We start from the raw sequence: 23,707 nt of genomic DNA on the forward strand, positions 1-23,707 counted from the left end.
TGATCTTTATTTAGAACGCAACTTTTATTACACCATTGATTGGAGATGCTTCTAAGGTCTTACAATAATTACCCCATGCAATTTCCGGATAATCCCATTTGTTATTGAGGAAAAGTACCACCTGATCATCTTCCATACGGTCTATACGACAGGCAACATCAGCCTGAGCAGACACCACCGAAATCCGGGGAAGCTGACCCGCGGAAAGCGTGTAATAGTAAATATTGTCTTTCATGCTCTTCGCTTTATTCGTCAGCGGTTTTTCGGTTCTGGCTCCTTTATCCGACCAGTAATAGTAGTTGCGCGTATCCTGATCCCAGGCCTGTACTGGTTTTACACCGTAAGCTGCCTGTTTACTTTCAAAAAGCATAGCACGTCCTTCATTACCTGCAAACTCTCCTTCCGGATAGTAATTCCAATAGCCATCACGTTCCCAGTTTAACTGGTCAATATCATCAGGCATGTAGTATTTAAGGCCGATTTCTCTCAGATATCCATTAGGTTCACCAGTAGTACGATAGCTGGTGGTCAACTCCCCTTCTGATTTTACGGTAATGTCAAAGTTGACATTCAGTCCGAGGTAAGTTCCTGCAATCGTAATCAAGGCCACACCATTTTTAAGCTCACATTTTACTGCAGTCTTTTTCCAGTCTTTATCATGGATCAAAAACTTATTGGCACTTTTTCTCACTTCCGCACCAGTCAGGTGGTTTAGATTCACATCAATATTCAGGAACGGTCCTTTTTCGATAAACACTTTTCCATTGGATTGTGCATTTTCAATCAGACCGGTTGCTTTAGAAACAGGGATTTCAAAGTGATCTCCCTTGATGATAAACTGATCTGCATTTTCAACCAACTTTAATGCACCTTTATGGTTAGCAACAGGCATATTAACCGGGCGTTCTCCAAAATAGTACTCATAGGTATCTACATTCCGGCCATTACTATCCACAAAATTCAACAAGACTGATTCTCCTTTTTTCCAATTTTCGGCAGGCAATTGGAAAGCGCCTTTCTCATGCGGATTGATATTCGGGAGGTTTATGGTTTTCTTTTTCCCTTCATAAACATACTCCAGTTTGACTTCATTTAAATTGGTATGGTCATATCGGTTATACACCGAAAACTGAATTTGCTGATTTGAGTTAAAGTTTTTGATCACCTTGCCTTCTTCCAGAATACGGATTGGTGACTGCGCTTTTTTAGTAGACCAGAACTCTGGTTTCGGCCTTCTCCAGACATCCACGATTCCCCATTCTCCATAGCCGACTGCATGTCCCTGAAAACCTTCCGGTTTAGCGGTTTTAGCAAACTCATTCCAAAATGCAGTTCCCTTCTTTAATTTTTGAGGAACATTAAAAGTCTCATCTATATAACCCCAGATTGCACCCCCTAATCCACCTTTTGTAGGGAATAAACGTCCCCACATCATATCCATAGAAATACCCCAGAACTCCCTGATATTTGGATCATCACGTAAGGTCTGATAAGTATAACATGCCGGATGCGCCCACTCATCAAATAATGCAGGGATACCATGACCTTCGTAGCCTTTGGTGGTCTTCCCAAACTGCGTTAAATTACCGTTTACATCCTGGTAATGCATACTCAGGATCTCATAGATTTTGGAATCACTCTTTTGCGAACCCGGGTAACTCCAGATGACCGGTCTGGTTTTATCCGCACTTTTAACATAATCCCAACTTTTCCTGAAGTTGCTGCCATAAATGGATTCATTACCGATGGACCAGATCACCACTGCAGGATGTGATTTGAAAGTATTGACCATTTCCCTACACTGACTTAAGTATTGAGCGGTATGGTTTGGATCATCCTGAGTAGCTCCCGGAGCATAGTTTACTTGTCTGTAGGTATCCACAAAACAAACGGAGGTTTCTACTTCCACATAGATTCCGTAGCGGTTACATAACTCGACGAAGCGCTCAGAAGGTGGATAATGTGAGGTGCGAATAAAATTGATGTGTGCATCTTTAAGCAGTTTGACATCCAGGCTATCATAATAAGCAGTGCTAATGCGACCTAAGGTCGGATGTACATCATGACGGTTAGCGCCTCTCAATTTCACCGGTTTTCCGTTGACCAGCATTTGATCTTCTACGATTTTAACGGTTCTGAATCCGACCGCTTTATTGAAGAAGTACATATCCTTACCGTCCTTTTTCACCTTAACCTCTAAACGGTATAAATTGGGATGCTCGGCATCCCATTTCAAAGGATTAGCAACCTTGAAGGTATTTATATTTTGCCCCTTATTAACCGCAAACTGAACTGCGGTATTCGGTACAGGTTTATTATTTTTATCAAATAGTGCATAGTGAATCGTTGCTCCCTTTCCTGCTTCTACCTCATAACTCATTTTTAGCACCGCATCCTTAAAATCCTTATCCAGTTCCGTTGTTAGCCCAAAATCGTGGATACTACTTGTAGCTGTGGCAAAAAGAGTGACATCCCTCAGGATACCACCAATTGGATGATGCGCATAACCGGAAGCATAAGAGATATCATCCACCTTATCCTGAACCTCTAAAAACACCTCATTCGGTTTGTCAAATGAAATGTAAGGAGTAATGTCGGTTTCCCATCTGGAGAACCCGCCTTTATGTGTTCTTAAGACTTTTCCATTGATACTTAATGTCGCCTGGCTATACACCCCATCGAATCTTAAAACGACTTTCTTCCCTTTAAAATCATTAGGAAGCGAAAACTTTCTTTTATAAAAGAAAGACTTGTCGTGCGCAATTCCATACCCTTGCATCACTGCTTCACCAGGCACCTGAATCAAATCCCATGTTGAATTGGCATCAAACTGAAACTGCCATTCGCCATTCAGAGACATCACAGGACGCTTCACCCCTGCCGTTTGCTTAGGTAATTCGTAAGCGAGGTCCTGACCTGAAACATTCAGGATTGAAAATGAAAATGCGAAGAAAAACAATAGCCCTTTCGATAGCGGAATTTTAAAAAAACTGGTGATCATATAACTAAATTATTAACTAATATTTTTCATGCGACAACATGGCGCACCTGAACCAAAGGTATTGCTCCTTCCTGGAACAAACTAAAACCTGACATGCATAAACCTAAACTTTTTAAACACAAAAAGGCCCTAACCAGACCTTGTAAAGCAGTTTTCTTTTTTTTTGCGGGAACAAATTCCCAGCCCAAAAGTATGATCAAAAAGCCCGCTTATGCCTGGACAGAACATGGATAATGATGGACATTATTACGGTTATTAAAACGACAAAAAGCCCACCGGGTCCTGGACCCGGATGGACTTCTACTACTAACTAACTAACTTATCTTTTAATAACCATCATTTTGTGTCAATACTCCTTTTGCAAGATCTATTTCCTTTTGAGGTACTGGCATCAGGTACAATTTATCGGTCCAGGTTCTGGCTTGTGCCTGGGTATTTTTAATATTATTAATGGTTTTCATCACTTGTGGTGCAATTTTCCAGCGACGAATATCCATGTAACGCTGACCTTCCAGTGCAAGTTCCACCCGTCGTTCATTGCGGATCAGCTCTCTTAACAGCACTTTGTCTCCATATTTCACTCTGTCCAGCACCGGCATTCCTGAACGGATTCTGATCGCATCAAGTGCGTCGAAAACAGTTCCGTCAGGACCACTGATCTCATTCTTAGCTTCTGCATAAGTTAAAAGTACCTCTGCATAGCGGATCAGAATAATATTAGCATGGTTGTCTACCTGATCGCGATAGATCGAAGGATCGACCATTTTACGGAAATTATACCCTGTTTGCGACATATTAGAAGCTCCTTCCGCCCAATTAAATTTATAGTCATCTTCTATCGCATTCCATGGAGAATTTTCAAACAGGATAGTTGCATACAAACGCGGATCACGGTTTTTATATTCATTTGCGAAATTTGGATCTTTAGCAATATACCAGGAAGCCCTTTGTGCCGGGCTAGGTGGCACAACTGCCTCACCCGTTTTATAACTACCATAGCTGTTTACCAGCTCCTGAGTAGGTGTTACCGAACTCCATCCCCCAATAGTTCCCGGAGGCAGGTAGGTATTCAAAAAATTCGCGTCTTTCTGATCAATCTGCTGGCGATCAAGAATGACCTCATTATTACCTTCATTGGCTTTGTGAAAAAGTCCTTCATAACTGCGTAAACCCAAACGGAATTTTTTCTCATCATTTGCATCCGCAAAAGTTACCCAGGTGCTATAGTTATCCTTCGCATCTATGGCTGCCTCCGTACTCACTTTAAACAAGGTATAACCCAATGTCATCACCTGACTGGAAGCATCAACTGCTTGTTGCCACTGACCTTCATACAAATGCACTCTTGCTTTTAAAGCCAGTGCAGCGCCTTTGGTAACACGGCCTTTTTCAATTGATTTACCACCAGAATAACTTGCGGGCAGAACTTTTGAAACTGCATCCAACTCATCCGTTACAAACTTCAATACTTCAGCTTTTGGTGTTCTGGGTACATTTTCTTCACCGAGCGGCAAAACCGTAGTGATTAAGGGTACATTCCCGAATTTAGTAGCCAACCTATGGTAAAAGAGCGCCCTTAGAAAGCGAACTTCCGCTTTATAGCGTTCCAGCAAAGCCTGATCCATCCCAGTCACTTTATCCGCATTCGCGAGGAAATAATTGGCCCGGCGGACATCGATAAAACTCCAGCCGGCGTCAGTCACAGAGGTCGCAGTTCCGGCCGAAACATCAGTCGCAGAACTTTCCCATGGATATTGCGCATGAGCATTATCGGAAGCCCCATCCTCATAGATTATACCGTCGCCGGGAAGTTGGTTATAGATTGCATTTACCGCCTTGTATACATCATTTGAATTTTTCCAAAAGGTGGTTTCTGACAATTGATCTAATGGTGGTCTTTCTAAGAAATCCTTTTTACAAGAGCTTACAGCACCAAATGTCAACAGGCCTGTAAGGATATATATTGATGTTCTATTTTTCATGTGATTCAAATTTAATTTTGATTAGAAACCTGCACTTAATCCAACTGACCAGGTTTTAATACCTGGATATCCCCCACGTCCTGAGCCCGACTCCGGATCATAATCTGCTAAACGTTTATCAGCCATGTAGGTGAATGGATTGTTCGCAGTTCCATAAATCCTCATCTTGCCCAGACCTATTTTTTTAATTACGTCCTGAGGGAAGGTATAACCCAGCGTAATGCCTCTTACCCTGAAATAAGCGCCACTGAATAGCCAGAAGGACGATGTAGGATTGTAATTATGTCCGCCATCTCCGGTACGCAGGATACGTGGAAAATCAGCATTTGGATTTGGATTTTCTACGGTCCAGCGGTTTAACCATTGTTCTTTTACATTGGCCCCGTTGAAGAAAGGGTAAGCTGCCTCTTCGGATAAATAGGTTTTCACCTTCGCCACACCATAGGTCAGTACATTCAAATCAAAACCTTTATAGTTTGCGCTTAAGTTAAAGCCATAGTTTAACCAGGGCACATCATTGCCAATTATTTTACGGTCTGCCGCATCAATTTTGTTGTCCCCATTTAAGTCTCTGAACTTAATATCACCTGCTTTGGTGGTGGTGGTTTGAAAGGCATGGTTTGCAACATCAGCTGCATCTACAAACAGGCCGTCGGCTTCATATCCATAAAAGGACCCTATCGACTCTCCTACCTTCTGTATAAACCTTCCGTCGAAATTCTCTCTGCCATCTCCCAATTTGGTAATGGTGCTGTTTATGATGGATAAATTACCGCCAATGCTAAAATTAAAATCACCAATTTTATTGTTGTGGGTTACTGCAAGTTCAAAGCCTTTATTTTTCGTGGCTGCTCCATTGGATAAAGGGAGCCCACTGTTCACCGCATCTGTAGTACTGGTATTCACTCCGCTGGTTTGAAGTGCCGGAACCCTCATTAAAAGGTCTTTGGTATCTTTGATATAGTAATCGGCAGTGATATCCAGTTTACCTTTAAACAGGCTCATGTCTACGCCTATATCCGTCATGTATACTTTTTCCCAGGTAGCAAGCGGGTTGGCAATTTTCTGTGACCATACCCCGTCCTGAGGAGACTCTTCAAAGCTATACTGGTAACCCGTATTCAGCAGGTCGAAATAGTTTCCGATGGATACGGCATCCTGGTTTCCTAATGATCCCCATGAACCACGAACTTTCAGGTTATTGATCCAGGTGATATCTTTCATAAAGTTCTCTCTTGAAATGATCCAACCGGCCGACAAAGATGGGAACACTGCCTGACGGACATCTTCCCTAAAGCGTGAAGAATAATCTATACGTGTATTTACTTCAAACAAATATCTTTCATTAAAAGTATAGTTGAAACGACCGAACACAGAGCGCATGGACCAGTCTGATTGATTACTACGGTTTGCCTGACCATCTGCATCAGAATTGATGTCTTCCGGATTAGAAGAGCCACTCACCACTGTAGTCATATCGTTGTTGGGGAAGTTTTTACGTCCTACCAGAGCGGTACGATAAGTATTACTTTCCTGTGAAGCGCCGACCGTTATTTTACCATAATGCTTGCCAAAAGTACGTTCGTAATCAACGGTTCCCTGTACCAGGAGTTCTTTTCTTTTACGCCAGTATTCAAGCATATCATTTTGTACTCTCTGAGTAGAAGCAATCGGATTACCGGTTAAAAAATCATTAATAGGATCCAGGGTATTGTTAAAAGCCCATGAGTTTCCGTAGGTGTATTTTAAGGAAACCAATCCATTAATAGACAAACCTTTTAAAGGCGTTAAGCTGGCATTGGCAGCGGTCTGGAAGTAATTATCCCTATCCCAGCCTTTACCACCTTCCTCTATCAACCGTGTTTGGTTACGACCTGCAGTTTGTGAGTTTACTTTCCCATTGTCAATTGATCCCCATTGCCCGTTGCTTTGACGGAAAACTGAGGTTGGCAAGGACCTGTTGAGCTCAGTCCAGGACATATTGCCCTTGCGGTCGAGGTTCTGATTGATAAAGGAGAAATTGGTTCCTACCTTTAATATTTCAGGAACAACAATACTTTCTGTATTTAACTTGGCAACGATACGGTCTTGCTTCCGATCTGGAATAATAGATCCCTGATTAAAATAGGACACGCCCAGATAACTGTTCGTAATTTTCCCCGGAGCATTAATGTTTAAATTGACATCACTAATGGGCGCAGTTTTACGCAATACTTCTTTGTACCAGTCTGTATTTGGATACAGATCAGGTTTTGAGCCATCTTTATACCATTGTATTTGTTCAGGAGTAAAAAGTACCGCAGCACCTGCGTTGGTCAGGGCCTCATTGTATAGCATCGCATAATCTACGGAGCCTACATATTTAGAAATACGGGTTGGAGATTGCCAGCCATAGTTTGCATTTAGCTCTACCGTAGTTTTATCACCTGTACCCCTTTTGGTAGTCACCATGATTACGCCATTGGCAGCCCTTGATCCATACAAAGCTGCCGAAGAAGCATCTTTTAAAACCGACATGCTTGAAATGTCATTTGGGTTTAGCGTTGCAAATTCCTGTGGGGAAGCAGGTATACCGTCAATAATATACATCGGACTTCCTGCAGCAACCAGGCTGCTTCGTCCACGGATACTCACTGTTGTAGAGGCAGCCGGATCACGACCTACATCGCCAGGGCGCTGCAAAATGGTTAAACCCGGAGAAATCCCCTGTAATGCATTTTGAATAGAGCTAACTGGTCTTTCTTTGATTTGTTTAGGACTAATGGTGGCCACTGCACCAGTTAAGCTGGCTTTTTTCTGGGTACCATAAGCTACCACCACGACTTCATCCAGGTTGCTTAATTCGTCTACCAGCGTTACATTAATCACACCTCCCTTTCCGACAGGCACTTCTTTAGTTTTGAAACCGATAGCTCTGAAAACCAGAATTGCATTTTCAGGAACGTTCAGGATATATCCTCCTTCAGAACTTGTAGCAGTACCACGGCTGTTTAAGTTTTTCACATGTACAGAAACACCGGGTATGGGTGTGCCCTGGCTGTCTTTCACCACACCTTTTACCTCAATATCAGCCCTGATTTTTTTTATGGGCCGGGCTTCTGCAGTGGTATTAAAAAACATTACCATCAGTAATAAAGAACAGAGTTTTATAAATGCCAATAATTTAATGGGTGGCGCTGGCAATGAACGCTTTAAGTAATAGTTCATCATAGTTTGTTGTTTTTTGGTTAGTAATAGGATTACAGTTCAGAAATGGGCTTAGCAGCTATAACTATAGAGATGGGAACGGGCTTAAAACTGTATCTGGAAGTTATTCAATCGAACTACGACATTCCAATTTAACAGCTACGCAAACGATTGATTTGCCCAATTAAGGCCACACGAGCGGAATTATGAAAAGCTGATTATCTTACACTTACAAAAAAAACGGATGAAATTTCCGAAAGAAAACAGGATCAAAGAACTTTAAGATTTTCAGGTTCATTCAGATTAGAATTCCTGAGTTTAAGAATTACGAAGTTATTTATGACAATTACCGATAACTCCTGGAGATCAACACCAAAAGAAATTTAAGAAATTATCTTTCATCGCAGGAAGCGGATTGATCTTAAAAAGGAACAAACGTTTGCGCAACAATAATGTTACCTTATATATCTGCGTTATTGTTCCTGCTAAAACGCTTATTCAACATGATTTGCTTTTTTAGGTATTTACCTGTCGGAAGAAAAACCCGGGAAATTCAGGAAAATGAGTAGCGTCTAAAAAGTCTCATCCGGAGAGATTTGATTTTATTTATGGTAAAGCTGGCGGCCATTTTCTTGCCCATGACCTACAATATTCGATAAGATCAATTTATTTAATTTTTTATCTGTCCGCTATGATGAATAACAATTTTCCATTTGCACCCATATATTTTATTTTTCCGTCTTTTTCAAAAGCGACTGAAAAACAAGCAAAAAAAAACCGGAAACAGGAGGTAAATCCCCCGAATCCGGGGAATTGAAATCCGGACGATTTAACGGGCTAAATCATTATTTTGAATCCCCATTCTGTTCTTATTGATACGCTCTTTTAAGCCTCCGAAATTGTAATTTAAGCTGATATTAAAGGACCTGAAATAATTGCGGCTTTCATATACCTGACTAAATTTCGGACCAAAAGTGGTGTTTACACTGTTGCGGTATTTGGAAAAGGGGTTTTTAATACCGCCACCGATACTGAATTTATCTCTAATAATGTTCTTATTAAAATTAAACGCAGTGTAAAAAAAGCCATTGGTATAACCCTGCAAGCCTGTTGGGGTACGACTGTTTAAACCCATGTCGGCATTTAAAGCCCAGCCATAACGGAGACGCAGAACGTTTGACAGGCTGACAGCATACATCAACAGGTCGTTATTTACAGCCTGTCCGTTATCCTGCCCGCTGAGCCAAAGGTACATCGCATTCCCGTTCAGGCTGGCATTGTAGCTGCTGGTTACCGGGTAGCTCAGGTTAAAATTACCTCCGGCACTCCTCGATTTCCCTGTATTGGCATAGGTTATCCGGGTGATCTGCGTAGCTGAATTAAAATTAACCACCTGCAAATCAAGGTTGTTCATAAATGAATAATCGAGCCCGATATTAACCGATAGCTTTTTATTGCTGCCGTATCCAAACTGGATATCATTTAACAAAACCGGCCTCAGGTCAGGATTACCCGTAACTTCATAGTTTGGGTTTGAGCGATCCACGTATGGGTTTAGCCTGTTGATACCCGGCCTCCTGATCCTTTGCGAAAAGCCAAAGTTGATATTGCTTCCGTTCTTAAATCCTTTACCTATCGCTACAGCCGGAATAACATTGAAATAATTTTGATCAGCCAGCGATGCTGTACTGGAGAACCCGGCACGTATCACGGTTCCTTCGAGTCTTACACCTGCATTAATATTCCAGCTATTTAAATTCAACTGAAAGGAGTTATAAGCACTGAATACATTTTGTGTATTGCTGAATGAATTGGAAAGCGCTGGATCTGTTTCATACTGACCCATTGCGGTGTTTAAGGAGCTGTAATCAAAATCGCTGGTGTTTTTCCTCCATATCCCCTTTAACCCGGCTTCAATGTTCAGTTTTTTAACCGGTGTGACAAAATCGACCTGAACGGTATGTTCTTTAAACCGCTGATGATCTGTTTGCACAAAGTCCGGGGTAGTAAAATTGAAACGGTTACTAAAGGCAATACTCCCATTTCTATCGTTCAGGTTGGTATTAAACAGGTAGGAGAATGTGAGCAGCCTGTTTTTCATCGCTTTAAAACCCATTTCGTAATTGATACCTGCATCTATACCATAGCCGGTTGCTTTGTGCTCATTTTCAAAGCCATATTGCTGTAAAAGTCCACTTAATCCGCTCAGGTCCGAAGCTTTTGTGGCATGGTCATTTACGCGGCTGCCATTGTAATTTAATTGAGCCGTCAATAAGTTTAAGGTATCTAACAGATAACTCAGCGCTGTTCCGAAATATGCGGTCTTGTTAGTCGATCGCTGATTGCCTTCCTGATCAAGTGTGGTACCGATCGCATCAACCCGTTTATTGGTATTAAAGGTTTTTGGCGAATGGTGAATACTTCCTCCCCCAAAAGCCGACATCCCGAACCTACCACTTTTAGCCGTAAATGCCCCTCCGATGCCAGGGCCGCCAACCGGGAAGCTTTCATTGATATTTACAGAACCATTGAACCCATCGTTGATTTTTTTACTGGTGATGATGTTAATGATACCGGCTAATCCTTCCGCATCATACTTAGATGGCGGAGTGGTAATCACCTCTATCCTTTCTATGGTAGATGCCGGTATACTTTTCAATACTGCTTTAAGATTGCCTTCCAGGCTTGATGGTTTGCCGTTAATGAGCACTTTAAAGCTTGAATTGCCTTTCATCAACAAATTATCATCCCCATCTACTGACAGATAGGGTATTTTACGCATCATCGTAAGTACGTTATTGTTTTTACTTTCCGGATCGGCTTTCAGGTCGTAAATTATCCTGTCGGCCTTGCGTCGTATGACTGGCCTGCTACCGGTTATAGCGACTTCTTTTAAACCCACTGTTTTGTCGCCCGGGTAAATACGTTGCAGGTTGATTGTTTGCATCTTGAATGCTAATGAATCTACAGGAATTGTTTTGAGCGCATATCCAATGGCCTCAACAGAAAGTGAATACGATGCAGCCATTACGGCCGGAAATTTAAACGATCCATCCTCCCTGGTAACCATGATTTGAATGATTTCCTGATTCGCCTTTCTGAGCCTTACCGTTACCATCGGCAATGGTGTTTTTGTTACTGAATCAGCTACGACGCCCTTGATTTGGTACTTTGCTGAAGTTTGGCCGAAAGCTTCGGTCTTTTGGGCAAAAAAAACGGCAATGATCATGCTCAGCCGTAAAACAGCGTGTTTAAATTTCATAATGGAATGGATTAGCGGACGTATTTATCAGGCATAACAATCCCTGCAGGAGTATTTGTCCTTTAATAATTGGCAGAAAAAGAATGGATTGTTTGTGCTGTTCAGGGAGGAAAGCTATAGCGTATTGCTATTCTTTTGCTTCTTTAAAAAGAGGTAGTAAAGCAGGAATCCGGCGGCGATAAAGATCATTTCGATGCCGTAGGGTACAGGCGAATCTTCCGCACTGAAGGGTACAAATTCCAGGACAACAAAGCCGATACCTGCCGATAGTAAAAGCAAGCCCCATTTTACGGCTTCATTTCCGGAGCCTGACAATTGGGCCAAAAACTTAAGGCCAGTTTCATCTAAAGGACCTGCGTCAATGATCCGTTTCTTTAGCCTGTAGTTATATAGGGCAAGAATGAATATGGCGATAAGAACAAAAAATACGATGACAATTATAAAAGGCATTAACTGTTTCATGATGTCGTTGATTAAGTTATTTGCTACAGTAGTCAGCATACCCGCCCTGCTGGTTGCAATTATTTAATAAATATTTTATTTCTCTATTTTGCAACGGCTAATGTACATATCTTGACTACTGTTATATGTTTGATGAGAACGAAATTGTAAACAGGATATTAAAGAAAGATTTGCGGGCTTTTGAATTATTGGTCAAACAATATGAAAAGCTTGTTTTCTTTGTAATCCACCGGTTGGTTCAGGAAAAACAAAACAAGGAGGACATTTGTCAGGAGGTCTTTATCAAAATACATCATAGCCTGCCTTCCTTTCGGTTTCAATCAAAACTATCTACCTGGATTGCACGAATAGCTTATTTAACCGCTGTAAATCACGTTAAAAACACCAAAAACAGATCACCTGATGAATATCCGGAGAACATTGACAATTACCACTTTACAGATGACAATCCAGAACGGGAACTGATAAAAAAGAATACCTCGGATTATGTGAATCACCTTATTGAACAAATGCCTCATCAGTATAAAACGGTATTAACCTTATATCACCTGAACGAATTTTCATTAACTGAAATAAAGGAGATCACAGGAATACCGGAAGGGACGGTGAAAAGCTACCTTTTCAGGGCACGAAAATTATTGAAAGAGAAAATTGAAAAAGATCTTAAACAGGAAAACACATGGAAGAGTTAAATGACGATGAACTGCAAGAATTATTGAGCCGGGGCTCAATCTCCGGCGACAATACGTTTAGCGGAAAGGATACCGACGATCTTTTAGCCTACCAGGATTTGTTTAAAGCACTTGATACAGAGCCAGCACAAGGACTGTCACTTAGCTTTGCCTCAAACGTAAGACGGAAACTTCAGGAGCGCCTTAACCGAAAAAGTGATATCCGGTTCAATATACTGGCTTTAACTATTTTTATGCTGAGCCCGATACTGGCCTATGGGTTATTGCATCTGATCAATCCAACGACAGCCGATCTGGTCTTGAGTATGGTTTTAAAATTCAAGTGGGTATTGTTGTCAGTAATTTGCTTGTTTTTTTGCATTTTAGGGATAGACCAGCGGTTGGTAAAAAGGGATTTTTAAACTTAGCAACCATGCCAAATTCTAAAATTAAATCCGGCGCTATTGCCGACCGTATTAAGGAAGAAAAAAACGAGCTGGTGTTTTCGTACCTGACGCTCCGGAATCTTATTGGTTTCAGCGGAATACTGCTTCCCCTGATTTTAGCAATAGCACCGAAACGGCCTTCTGATTATTACGGCTTTGAGCCATCCATAAGCGATTACTTTTATACTGACCGCGGAGATATCCTTGTGGTGGTGCTGTGCATACTGGGAGCTTTCCTGATTACCTATACAGGGTATAACTGGAAAGAACAACTATTGACTTTTGTGGCCGGAATCTGTGGCATTGGTGTTGCATTCGTGCCTACAAAAATGGAATGCCTGGAATGCAAGCTGAGTGTTCATACAGGCAGTGGCGGAGTCTTCAGCTTTATAGCGGGGACAGGTTGGCATTTTGCATTTGCAGCCACCTTCCTGTTTTGCCTGGCGATCATGTCATTGGTATTTTTCACCAGGGGGAAGGAGGAGGATAACCATAAGCAAGCAGACGGGAGTCTCTCTCAAAAGGGAAAAAGAAATATTGTATTTAAAGTCTGTGGCTGGACCATCATCGGTTCACTTGTCATTTTAGGGCTGTACTTTATTGTCAGGCCTGATCTAGGCAAGTTCCCGGTAATATTCGCTTTCGAAACTTTAGCTGTAATCGCCTTTGGAATTTCCTGGATTACAAAGGGCCAAACCTTATGGCCAGATGGCGAACATTATGTAACGAAAGGAATAAAGGAGGTAAAAAGCATGCTTCAATAAGCTGGTTAACCAACTGATGATTCCCGCCCAAGATTTTGCAGCAGCTCATCTCTATATAATTTAGATAATGGAATCTTATGTCCCGCCACAATCACCTGGTGTTTCTCAATCCGTTCAATTTTCTGTCTGGAAATTATAAACGATTTATGAACACGTAAAAACTGATTTGCAGGGAGTTTTGTCTGCAATTCTGTCAATGTAATGCGTGTAAGAGTGTGTTTACCTGTTTCATGCAAATCCACATAATTGTCTTCCGCTTTGGCATAAACCAGGTTACTAAACTTTATTTGTACCCAGTCATGTCCATCTTTTACAAATAAAGCCTGCTCTTCTTCCCTTTTTTTTACTTCAGGCAGTTGAAGCCTCGTTTCAGCAAGCTGACAAGCTTTTAAAAAGCGGGTAAAATTGATAGGCTTTAATAAATAGTCTGTAGCAGCCAACTCAAAACCCTTTAATGCATATTCCGGATAAGCGGTAGTAAAGATGACCTGAATTTCGGGATTTATCATAGCGGCAAACTCTATGCCCGACAGATCAGGCATAGCGATGTCGAGGAACACTAGATCTACACGCTCATTTTTAATATAGAACAATGCCTCTGTTGCACTTAAAAACGTAGCATCAAGCGAAATAAAAGGTATCTTTTCCGAGTGGGCACGAATAATATCATGTGCTACAGGCTCATCGTCAACTGCAATTACTTTGATCATTTTACCGGTAATACATGTTTAAGCTTCTCCATTAATTCTTTAGTTTCAAGATCTCTTGCTATAATTACACCTTCAGGATCAATCAGAAAACTTTGTGGAATTTTCATGATACTATAAAGCTTTGCCACCTCATTTCCCCAATGCTTCAAATCTGAAACCTGGGTCCAGATTAACCCATCATCCTTTATTGCTTTTAACCACGCATCTTTGTCATCTGCACGATCAAGGGATACACCCAAGATAGTAAAATTTCGCTCTTTAAATTCATTGTAGATTTTAACAAGCTCAGTGTTGGTTCCTCTGCATGGTCCACACCAGGAAGCCCAGAAATCAATCAACACATATTTCCCTCTAAATGAGGCCAGATTAACAGGATTGCCTGCAGTATCATTTTGAACAAAGACAGGAGCCATAGCACCGGGGTTAAGGTCTTTTTGGTCGGCAAGAAATTTCCGAAATTCCTTACCCAATGGTGTATGCTGCAATCTTACAGAAAGCCTGTTAAACATTGGCGCAATAACGGCAATATCCGGTGAGATTCCGGCATAATCCTGCAATGCATCTAAGGCGATAAAGCTGTCTGGATTATCTATAACGAATTTCCGTTGAATGCGCTTCTTAACTAAGCTTAAACTATCCAATTTCCTGTTCAACGGCGAGGTATCAGCCTCATGAGCAATTTCTGTCAACTTACTGATCTTATTGCGTTCTTCATAAACGGGTTTAAGCATTTGTTCCAGCTTAAAATAATCTGAATTGATCCCCTTCCCAACAAACTTTGCATCAGCAATTGAGCGGCTGAAGGTTTTCAACGCTACTTGCCCCGGATAAATATACATTCTCAATAAATCGGGTTTATCATGTTGTTTTTTAATCATTCCCGATAAACCAATTTCTGTAGTATCGCAAACAAGAGTGCTATACATCGGTCTATCTATTTTACCTTTAAAAACAAACAATCCATTGCTCTGCATCGCAGAATCCATTATTTTTTTACCATGCTGTTGGTATAACAGGTAAATCTTAGCCATTGAGGGCATTTTTGTTGCAGTTATTTTAACTGTAAACAAGGAATCTTTGGTCTGAGATACAGACATAAAGGGGGACTGCTGCACCGCATAGCAGTAACATTACTTTTTTAATCATAATTACAAAAATTAAATGAGGTGTTTATAAACTGAGCTTCAGCCAGAATGAAACTTTATAATCTAAACCAGTATTTTTCTGATCTAACCGGTAACTATCCGGATAAAGAAGATCCAGACGCTTAATCGTATTTTTTATTCCCGTATTATTTCCGCTAACTTCTGCACGGTTCTGAACAATGGAATTAAACACTTCCATATGCAGTTCGTTTTCGGCCACAACAATCTTTATCTGAACTTCACATGGAGCATCCATACTGATACCGTACTTAAAAGCATTTTCAATAAAAGGAAGGAGCAATAGTGGTGCTATTTTTTGTTGATGATTAGGTTCATCTGAAACAATTTGAGTGCTAATTTTGATATTATCCTTTATGGGCAAACGTACCTCCTGAAGTCGCAGATAGTTTTCCAAAAACTTCAATTCATCCTGGAGTGGAACAAAATTCTCATGCATTCCATGAATGGTATAACGCATCATATCAGACATGATATCAATCCCCTTTGCGGTGTCCGGTGCATTTTCTTTTAAGGCGGTACCATAAAGATAATTTAAGGCATTGAATAAAAAATGTGGGTTCAGCTGGGCCTTTAAGGCATGGAGTTCATTCTCCGACTGCTGAATCCTATGTAGCTTTCTATTTCTATTTTGAAGATAATAATCCCTCACTATTACATAAGCAAAGGCATAAACTGCTATATATAAAATAGGTTCAATAGCAGAAAGTTTACCTTGTTGCTGGAAAACATGCGGACGTAAATAAACAAGTCCTGCACATGCAATTATTCCAGTCAATAAACATCCCGCTACAAAAACGATGAAGTGATATTTTTTAAATAGAAATTGTCTTATTGCTTCAGTCAAAAAGATAAAAAGTGCAACAACGAATAAATCTTTATTCAAATTGGTGGCATATTGCCAACCTGTTACAGGTGTGCCATCGGTATTGTTGATGTAATTGCCCCAAAGATGTACATGATACAGGTATGGAATAAGTGTAAATGCAATAATTACAATCCACATAATTAAAAAGTGGACAATCCAGTTTGTCAGTAATTTTTTAAGAGCTGTTAACATATATATCTTTTGGTTCAGATCAAAGGAAGCAAACTAAAAGAATATTGTATAATTAATGTGGCAAGTGCTATCAAATATGTGGTGAAATCATAATGTTTGCATAAGTGAGACTGTAAGGTGAACTGTGTTGATAAAAAAACCGGGATTGAAGTATTCAATCCCGGTCAGTATCCAAGCCCGGAGTCGAACCGGGTTCATAACATTATTAAAATTTGGTACGCTGGCTCTGATATATCAACTTATAATTTAACTTGTTCCATTTTTGCTTTAATCAATAGTAATACCGCAGCACATAACAGCATAGAAACCGCTGCCAGTTTAAACATAATGCTTAAATTGACATCAGCATCGCGCAATACGCCACTCACATAAATTCCAAGTCCACCAACAATGCAAGAAAACATATTGAGCACTCCGTATCCCGTAGCCCTATAGCGGCTATCGGAAATCATACATAATATGGGCATTAAATTCGTATCACTAAAAATCCGGGTTAAAGCATATAACATGAATCCTATAATAGCCAGGTATAACATTCCAGTACTTCCTGCAAAAAACACACCTGCTGCAGCAATACACAATCCAATGGCAGGAAGATAAATTCTTGCTAAAGGATTTGTTCTGCTCCAACGGTCAGATAGAAAACCTCCTATCAAAACGCCAATCATGGATACCGGATAAACATATCCCGTTGCATACAAGCCCGCTGTGGCTTGCGACAAGTTAAAGTTTTCCTGATAATAGGTTGGTAGCCATGCCATGATGATCCAGCCCACAATGCCGAGCATCCCCCAGAATATTAGAAGAAGAATAAATGAACGTCTTTTAAATAAACCAAACACCCCTGACCAAAAACTTACCTTTTCCTCTATTTGCCCTGATTCTAAACTACTTTCTTTGTCTGGCGAGTCCCGAAGAAAAAAGAATAAAACAACAGCATATCCTACTCCAATTAAACCAAACACATTAAAAGCATCAGTCCATAAATAACGTTCGGCAATCCAGCCGCCTAGAAAGCCCAGGCTCTGTCCGAACATCACCCCCCCCATATGAAGCCCGGTAGCTAAAGACCTTGTACTTCCACGATGATAATCTGTAATCATAGCCAATGCTGCAGGAATATAACAAGCTTCACTGATTCCCATCAATGCCCTGGTGGCCAGCAACTGTTCAAAACTGGTTGCATGTGCGGTTAACCAGGTCACCAATGACCACACGAAAAGGCTGACTATAATCACCCGGCTTCTATTAAATTTATCAGCCAGAAAGCCAGCAAAAGGGCTTAATAACCCATAAGTCCATAGAAAAACTGAAGTTAGTAATCCAAACTGTGCGTCGGTCATAGGCAATGCATGCGTTATAGATTCTCTCATCGTGGTAATCATGGTACGATCCAGATAATTTAGACAGCCAACTACACTAAGTAAAGCCACTACCTGCCAGCCTCCTGCCAAAGGCGGGAGGTAACTAGTTTTAACGACACTAATGCTCATGATTTTCTATTTTTATAACCAGTTTCTTCACATGAGTAGCGGCATCTAGCCACACACCAGGCTGGTGAAAGTCGGCTGGAAAGAAAAGGAAAAATTCAGAGGGTTTTGCCTGGTGATAATGGAGTTGATCTGCCTGATAAAATACAACATCACGGCTTGCAACATAAGGCTCTTTCACTGTGGCATAAAGGGCTGACGTTACACCAATCTGTTCCTTTCCTTTGATAATGTATTGCAGGTCAATATACTTTTTATGAGATTCAATCTTGGTTTTAACAGGTGCTTTTGTTTCATACTCACTAACTACTGCAAAGCACCTTTCTCCTGAAATTGGATATTTTCCAGGCGCCATTTTCTCTAAATCATTTTCATTGATAAACTGAAAGCATTTGTCCCATAATTCCGTATTCTCCTCATATTGAATTTTAAATTCTTTTGCATTGATGCTATGATGGGGTTGAATGGATAAGCTTTTTATAATTTGGTAGGTTTTCATTTGTTTATTTTTTTGAGTAATACATCCCTGTATTCCAAACAGGATAAGCAATGCCAATAGAAAATGATGCTTAGTCATAATTAATCGATTACTAAAGTGAACTGATCGTATGGGGCTTTACGCCAGGCAAATTGTTTTGTAGTTGGCGAAAAGCCAAATAAAGGGGAATAGGTTCTTATTTTTATGGTTTTACCATCTGGTTGAAATTCAAGAAGACGTAACCATCCATCGCCGCCGTTTCCACTCATTCCACCACCCAAAGCCTGGGCATTGAACATCATTTGATGGACCTGTTTGCCTGCTATATTTTTATCTGTACGTAGTCCTACACTGTGTTCAAAATTCTCATCAGGAATAGCAAAATGACCGGATATGAGTAAGCGGATATTTTTAGAAGTATACAACAGCTTATCCCATATTTGTTGTCCATCATTTGCAGGACTGATTTTATAATGTTCTTTTTCAATCCGCTTACCATCCCATGTTAAATAGGAATGCGTTAAAAATATCACTTTATGATTTGCGTAGATTGTTGAGGCGGCCAGTTCTCTGGCCCAGTTTAACACCTCATCGCGAGGAGCAAATTCGGAAGTAATGATCAGTATCTTACCCCAATTCTCATTTTGCAGTTCAAAAGCTGAATTTTCTAAAGTAGGCATGCCCTTACGGTTATTACAAACACTGACCAACTTCTTTTTCCATGCTGAATTTCGGTCTACAGGAAAGTATTTAGGAAAATTGGTATGGTCTGTTTCTGATCTGGTATACCCATAATCATGATTACCCGGAGAAATGATATAGGGCACTTTATGGTCTAGTCTGCTGAATGCTTTCGAAACAAATTCCCATTGGGCAGTGCTGCTGATGTTTGCATATCGTGGATACAATGGGATCAATGATTCATTCTGGTCTACCAGATCCCCCGTACAGATTACGGCATTGATGTTTAGGTTTTCAATATTTTCGGCTACCCAAGCGGTCATGAGTTCAAAAACAGGTTGATTGTAATCATATTTCACATAGTTCTGAGGGTCTGGCAGAATGACCATAGAGAAGGAACCTTTACCGAGCAAATCTACCTGATCTGCTTTTTTTTGAGCACATAGATCCTGAGAAAATAAGGCGGTAATACAAAAGAAAATTAAAGCGAATAGTCTTTTTTTTATATTCATGGCTTATGCGTTTTTTTGGAATTTCAAGTATTCTGTACACAACTTATAGGCAGGGGCTACATCTTCTTCAATTTCAGGAAAACGTCCGGCTTCATCCCAAAAACGATTGTCTTTAGCATCATCATTCACCGTGGATACTTCTCCAACAATGCAATCGCCTTCTTCAGCCCAAAAAGAATGATATAACAGGGGTTCAAAGGTGATACTTTCTCCTACCTGTAAACGAATGGTGTCACCTGGTATCACCTGCCTGCTGATGCCGTCCATTTGCACCCATATTTCATCCCGGGTAGGAGCTTCATTTTTATCTGAATGCCATAAGCGCATACAAAGAACCCCTCCACCCCTGTTGATAATGTCTTCCGTTTTATACCAGTGAAAATGTGCCGGCGTCACCTGCTCGTTGCGCACCAACATTATTTTTTCACAGTAGGTTTTCTTTCCACCTTTTAGATGACCATTTCTAATGGTAAAAAGGGTAAGGCCTTTGCTTTTAAAAGCTCCGGAACCAAAATCGGTAAGGTCCCAGCCTAAGCCATTGTTGCGGATTTCATTACATTCTTCTCCTTTTGTGTCCCATTCCTGAGGAGACCATCTTGCCCATGGGGGAAGAAAAAAATGCTGACTTTCAAAAAATATTAAAGCGTCTTTTATGATTTGGTTGATTTCACTTCTTTTCATAACTTAATCTGGGTTTTATTTGGTTCTAAGGATTTCTTTAAGGGTAATTTGCTGAAAGGCCAGGTCTGCCTGACTGCTTTCATACACTACTCCTATGGTTTTCTGATCTATTGAAGTGATGCAGGAATAGCCATTGCCATTATACGCATCCAGTAAGATCCAGTGCGATTCTGGCCAGGTATTTCCATCGTCAAAACTCACTTTAAGTGTCATCTGATTCCGGCTGGTGGTAGAATTTGGATTTAGAAACAGTAGTAATTCCTTTTTCTTTCCATTTTCAACATAACTATGTTTATGTAGACTGGCCATACAAGCTGGTTCTATCAGGGTTTTTCTTGAAGTGGGATGTTCTACCCAACTTTGACCTAGATCTTTACTTATGGCAATGGCACGTCCGTTACCTACGGTTTTCCCCCTGTTACTCCGTTCACGCATGTTTAACATGATAGATCCATCAGAAAGCTGAACAGCCATACATTCATTGGTATTGGTGTAAGCGGGATTACCTGTTGTCCAGGTTTCGCCACCATCCTTACTCCAGGTGATGGTTGAAAACTGCAATCCTTTTTCGTCCCTTCCTTCAGTGGGAAATACCAATGTACCATCTGTCAAAGTGATGCCGTGTCCTGGTGCAGGTGCCAGTAACCACCAGGAATCTTTTTTTACCTGCCTGGTGATATTTTTAGGCGCTGACCATGTTAAACCGTCATCTGTACTTTTTACGATCAAAAACTGAGCAGATTGCTTCACATCGTAACCTGGTTGTGAACCAAAAGAACGCCATTGGTGATTCCATTGTGTACTATTCCCATTAAGACCTTCTACCCATTTCCCATTATCAGGATCAAGGATACCATGCATCCACAAGCCTATCACAAAAATGTCCCCTGTCTTTTCATCAACCAGGATATTAGCATCAGAAACCCCATTGTATTTTTGCGGTAATCCACCCCAGGTTTTCATATCCATAATTACCTGCTTCGGTTTCCAGGTGATTCCTCCATCTAAACTACGGTTGAGACAGATGTCCATATCTCCCTGTAAATCCCTGTCACTCTCAATCCGACCATCATAAATCGCTAACAATGTCCCTTTTTTGGAAGTAGCAATTCCTGGGATTCTCGAAGTATTTATCCCATCCTGCATGTGTTGCCTGAGTGCTGATCCCAACCTCTGAAAGGTAGATTCCTGCACTGGAATACTTAGTTTGCCAAAATTGGTTGATAGTGAAAGGATATTTGCGCGAAAACGGTTACTCAGATTTGTATTGTTTTTATACCGGACAGACAACCAGACAATTGTGGTGTCTTTAGTCGCGAGATATTTTGGTGTAAAAGAGCATATGCTTTTAGGATTAAGCAATGTCGCGATTTGAACTGGCCCTGGCTTTTGTCCTGACCCGTCATCGAGCATTAAAGCCAAACTTTGAACAGCACTAATATCTGTCGTACCCTGCAAAGAAACATCCAGCTGACTGAAAACAAATGTCTTTAAGACTTTGTCTTTTATCAGTGTAAACTTTACCACAGGGTTGCCCACTTTACCTGTCAGGACAGGTAAAGTGGGTTGTTCAACATTTACCTTTATCTGATTTTGCCGGGCATTTGAGTTTGTAGCTACACACACCACGGCAATCGTAACTATATATCTTATTAATTTTATCATAATAACTAGTTAAAACCTTCAGTTTGCTTAATATTTGGATTATTATTGATACTGGCTGAAGTAATTGGCCACAACAGGATATTGGTTTTTGCTTCCTTACCGATCAGTCCGGGAACCCGCTGAAATGCAACGCCAAAGCGTACAAATGCCCACCAACTCTTGCCTTCTGCCACAAACTCTTTCAATGTTTCGTTAATAATGGCATTATCAATAGCCGTTTTACTTAAACCAGCAGGATAAAAATCAGGCACACCATAGGCCCGCTCTGCAATTCTATTTAAAGGAATCATGGCCTCCTGAGGTTTATCCAACGCATTTAATATTTCTGCCCTCATCAGGTAAGCTTCGGATAGTCGGTAAATGATGATATCAGAGGAAAAGAACCTGGTATTATTTACCCACTCACCTGACAATTTATTGATCCACCTATGCTTTTCAGTACCTTCCTGATAAATCATTACACTGGTTTTAGAACGCGTGTCACTGGCATTTGCGTAGATCAGGTTTTCATAAGCATCAGTTACACTAATGTATTGCTGTGCGCTTCCAATTTTAATCGGATTTTCTATCAATGCTTTATTAATCACATATTGTGTCGGGATTAAATACAAGGATGGATATCCACCAGTAAATTCATCTCTAAGCAAATTAACGGAGAAAATAATTTCCGGCCCCGATTCATTAGCGACACCGAAAACAGAGCTGAACAAAGGGCTTAATGAATAACCACTATTAAATACTTCATCAATGGCTTTATTTGCGACTTCAAGTGCTGAGTTTCCACCATTGAGTCTTTTAGCTTTCCATAAGTAGTAATCAGCTTTAAGCATATTTACTGATCCTTTAGATGCCTTTTTCTTTTTATTAACACCTGGCGGCATTAGGTTTACGGCTTGATTCACATCCATTTCTACCTGAGCAAACACTTCTAACGCTGGTTTTCTGGAAGGCAACAGATCTTCTTGTTTATCCGATTCAAAACCCGAAGTAACCACTGGTGCATCTCCCCATATTCGCGCAATCTGGAAATAGCACAAAGCCCTCACAAAGTAAGCATTGGCCAACACTTCATTTTTCCTGTCATCAGAACTGAAACTGATACCCGGAGTATATTTAAGTATCAGATTACAATTGTTGATGGTCGTATAGAGGAGCGTCCAGTCTGTACCTTCATTGTCTCTGAAAATGGTGTTGTTGAAAATGTTTACCTGTCCTACGTCCGCGATTTTCCCCGGACCATATAATCCGGAACGGTAATCTCCCCAATTTGCGTAGTTGGCACCTAAAGCCGCACGAAGCTGTACATATACCCCATTTACAGCTGCCTCTGCATCGCCCTGGGATTTCCACATAGAGTTGGAGGAGATCTCGCTCTCCTGTGTAATGTCTAATGCTTTCTTGCAGGCGGGTAAGCTACTAAGTAGGCATCCGCCGAAAAATAGAACGATGATGTAATGTCTTGTTTTCATTTTAGTTTCTTAAATGATAAATAT

At 40.7% G+C, this 23,707-nt stretch carries 17 protein-coding genes; 3 read left to right on the plus strand and 14 right to left on the minus strand.

What is annotated here, in order from left to right:
- Positions 1 to 10 precede the first annotated feature (10 nt).
- The 5 genes from OQX61_RS02300 to OQX61_RS02320 form a co-directional block, all read right to left on the minus strand.
- A complete protein-coding gene (locus tag OQX61_RS02300; RefSeq protein ID WP_265840027.1) occupies positions 11 to 3,001 on the minus strand; it encodes a glycoside hydrolase family 2 TIM barrel-domain containing protein in 2,991 nt (996 codons plus the stop codon).
- A gap of 326 nt (positions 3,002 to 3,327) precedes the next feature.
- Positions 3,328 to 4,983, minus strand: coding sequence for a RagB/SusD family nutrient uptake outer membrane protein (locus OQX61_RS02305; RefSeq protein ID WP_265840028.1), 1,656 nt, complete (start codon positions 4,981 to 4,983; stop codon positions 3,328 to 3,330).
- Between the two features lie 21 nt (positions 4,984 to 5,004).
- Entirely contained in the window at positions 5,005 to 8,193 is a 3,189-nt protein-coding gene (locus OQX61_RS02310) for a TonB-dependent receptor (protein ID WP_265840029.1), read from the minus strand.
- 805 nt (positions 8,194 to 8,998) lie between these two features.
- The gene (locus OQX61_RS02315) at positions 8,999 to 11,431 is read right to left on the minus strand and encodes an outer membrane beta-barrel protein (protein WP_265840030.1); all 2,433 of its coding nucleotides are present in this window, start codon (positions 11,429 to 11,431) and stop codon (positions 8,999 to 9,001) included.
- A 114-nt stretch (positions 11,432 to 11,545) separates the two neighbouring features.
- A complete protein-coding gene (locus OQX61_RS02320; RefSeq protein WP_265840031.1) occupies positions 11,546 to 11,893 on the minus strand; it encodes a hypothetical protein in 348 nt (115 codons plus the stop codon).
- A 125-nt stretch (positions 11,894 to 12,018) separates the two neighbouring features.
- On the opposite strand from OQX61_RS02320, the gene OQX61_RS02325 reads away from it, so the two are divergent.
- From OQX61_RS02325 to OQX61_RS02335, 3 genes are read left to right on the plus strand one after another with little or no spacing between them, the layout of a single operon-like run.
- On the plus strand, positions 12,019 to 12,585 hold the full coding sequence (locus OQX61_RS02325) for a sigma-70 family RNA polymerase sigma factor (protein ID WP_265840032.1): 567 nt from the start codon (positions 12,019 to 12,021) through the stop codon (positions 12,583 to 12,585).
- Entirely contained in the window at positions 12,573 to 12,986 is a 414-nt protein-coding gene (locus OQX61_RS02330; RefSeq protein ID WP_265840033.1) for a hypothetical protein, read from the plus strand. The genes OQX61_RS02325 and OQX61_RS02330 overlap by 13 nt, the downstream gene beginning before the upstream one ends.
- A gap of 11 nt (positions 12,987 to 12,997) precedes the next feature.
- On the plus strand, positions 12,998 to 13,774 hold the full coding sequence (locus OQX61_RS02335) for a hypothetical protein (protein ID WP_265840034.1): 777 nt from the start codon (positions 12,998 to 13,000) through the stop codon (positions 13,772 to 13,774).
- Positions 13,775 to 13,779: 5 nt separating this feature from the next.
- Here OQX61_RS02335 and OQX61_RS02340 read toward each other — a convergent pair whose 3' ends face one another.
- From OQX61_RS02340 to OQX61_RS02380, 9 genes are all read right to left on the minus strand, one after another.
- Positions 13,780 to 14,484, minus strand: coding sequence for a LytTR family DNA-binding domain-containing protein (locus OQX61_RS02340; protein ID WP_265840035.1), 705 nt, complete (start codon positions 14,482 to 14,484; stop codon positions 13,780 to 13,782).
- Positions 14,481 to 15,581: a TlpA disulfide reductase family protein gene (locus OQX61_RS02345; protein WP_265840036.1), complete on the minus strand. Its 1,101-nt coding sequence runs from the start codon at positions 15,579 to 15,581 to the stop codon at positions 14,481 to 14,483. The genes OQX61_RS02340 and OQX61_RS02345 overlap by 4 nt, the downstream gene beginning before the upstream one ends.
- A 73-nt stretch (positions 15,582 to 15,654) precedes the next feature.
- Complete coding sequence (locus tag OQX61_RS02350; protein WP_265840037.1) at positions 15,655 to 16,707, minus strand: histidine kinase; 1,053 nt, start codon at positions 16,705 to 16,707, stop codon at positions 15,655 to 15,657.
- Positions 16,708 to 16,946: 239 nt separating this feature from the next.
- On the minus strand, positions 16,947 to 18,200 hold the full coding sequence (locus tag OQX61_RS02355) for an MFS transporter (RefSeq protein WP_265840038.1): 1,254 nt from the start codon (positions 18,198 to 18,200) through the stop codon (positions 16,947 to 16,949).
- Complete coding sequence (locus OQX61_RS02360) at positions 18,190 to 18,774, minus strand: YhcH/YjgK/YiaL family protein (RefSeq protein WP_265840039.1); 585 nt, start codon at positions 18,772 to 18,774, stop codon at positions 18,190 to 18,192. The genes OQX61_RS02355 and OQX61_RS02360 overlap by 11 nt, the downstream gene beginning before the upstream one ends.
- 2 nt (positions 18,775 to 18,776) lie before the next feature.
- Entirely contained in the window at positions 18,777 to 19,868 is a 1,092-nt protein-coding gene (locus tag OQX61_RS02365) for a metallophosphoesterase (protein ID WP_265840040.1), read from the minus strand.
- Between the two features lie 3 nt (positions 19,869 to 19,871).
- Positions 19,872 to 20,549: a D-lyxose/D-mannose family sugar isomerase gene (locus OQX61_RS02370; RefSeq protein WP_265840041.1), complete on the minus strand. Its 678-nt coding sequence runs from the start codon at positions 20,547 to 20,549 to the stop codon at positions 19,872 to 19,874.
- Between the two features lie 15 nt (positions 20,550 to 20,564).
- Positions 20,565 to 22,214, minus strand: coding sequence for a sialidase family protein (locus OQX61_RS02375; RefSeq protein WP_265840042.1), 1,650 nt, complete (start codon positions 22,212 to 22,214; stop codon positions 20,565 to 20,567).
- 5 nt (positions 22,215 to 22,219) lie between these two features.
- Positions 22,220 to 23,683: a RagB/SusD family nutrient uptake outer membrane protein gene (locus tag OQX61_RS02380; protein ID WP_265840043.1), complete on the minus strand. Its 1,464-nt coding sequence runs from the start codon at positions 23,681 to 23,683 to the stop codon at positions 22,220 to 22,222.
- Positions 23,684 to 23,707 lie beyond the last annotated feature (24 nt).

The sequence above is a fragment of the Pedobacter sp. PLR genome, from assembly GCF_026239675.1.
GTDB lineage: Bacteria > Bacteroidota > Bacteroidia > Sphingobacteriales > Sphingobacteriaceae > Pedobacter.

Bases quoted from the DNA above. Each gene is read 5' to 3' on its own strand.
- OQX61_RS02300 (WP_265840027.1), bottom strand. From the start codon at position 3,001: ATGATCACCAGTTTTTTTAAAATTCCGCTATCGAAAGGGCTATTGTTT.
- OQX61_RS02305 (WP_265840028.1), bottom strand. From the start codon at position 4,983: ATGAAAAATAGAACATCAATATATATCCTTACAGGCCTGTTGACATTT.
- OQX61_RS02310 (WP_265840029.1), bottom strand. From the start codon at position 8,193: ATGATGAACTATTACTTAAAGCGTTCATTGCCAGCGCCACCCATTAAA.
- OQX61_RS02315 (WP_265840030.1), bottom strand. From the start codon at position 11,431: ATGAAATTTAAACACGCTGTTTTACGGCTGAGCATGATCATTGCCGTT.
- OQX61_RS02320 (WP_265840031.1), bottom strand. From the start codon at position 11,893: ATGAAACAGTTAATGCCTTTTATAATTGTCATCGTATTTTTTGTTCTT.
- OQX61_RS02325 (WP_265840032.1), top strand. From the start codon at position 12,019: ATGTTTGATGAGAACGAAATTGTAAACAGGATATTAAAGAAAGATTTG.
- OQX61_RS02330 (WP_265840033.1), top strand. From the start codon at position 12,573: ATGGAAGAGTTAAATGACGATGAACTGCAAGAATTATTGAGCCGGGGC.
- OQX61_RS02335 (WP_265840034.1), top strand. From the start codon at position 12,998: ATGCCAAATTCTAAAATTAAATCCGGCGCTATTGCCGACCGTATTAAG.
- OQX61_RS02340 (WP_265840035.1), bottom strand. From the start codon at position 14,484: ATGATCAAAGTAATTGCAGTTGACGATGAGCCTGTAGCACATGATATT.
- OQX61_RS02345 (WP_265840036.1), bottom strand. From the start codon at position 15,581: ATGTCTGTATCTCAGACCAAAGATTCCTTGTTTACAGTTAAAATAACT.
- OQX61_RS02350 (WP_265840037.1), bottom strand. From the start codon at position 16,707: ATGTTAACAGCTCTTAAAAAATTACTGACAAACTGGATTGTCCACTTT.
- OQX61_RS02355 (WP_265840038.1), bottom strand. From the start codon at position 18,200: ATGAGCATTAGTGTCGTTAAAACTAGTTACCTCCCGCCTTTGGCAGGA.
- OQX61_RS02360 (WP_265840039.1), bottom strand. From the start codon at position 18,774: ATGACTAAGCATCATTTTCTATTGGCATTGCTTATCCTGTTTGGAATA.
- OQX61_RS02365 (WP_265840040.1), bottom strand. From the start codon at position 19,868: ATGAATATAAAAAAAAGACTATTCGCTTTAATTTTCTTTTGTATTACC.
- OQX61_RS02370 (WP_265840041.1), bottom strand. From the start codon at position 20,549: ATGAAAAGAAGTGAAATCAACCAAATCATAAAAGACGCTTTAATATTT.
- OQX61_RS02375 (WP_265840042.1), bottom strand. From the start codon at position 22,214: ATGATAAAATTAATAAGATATATAGTTACGATTGCCGTGGTGTGTGTA.
- OQX61_RS02380 (WP_265840043.1), bottom strand. From the start codon at position 23,683: ATGAAAACAAGACATTACATCATCGTTCTATTTTTCGGCGGATGCCTA.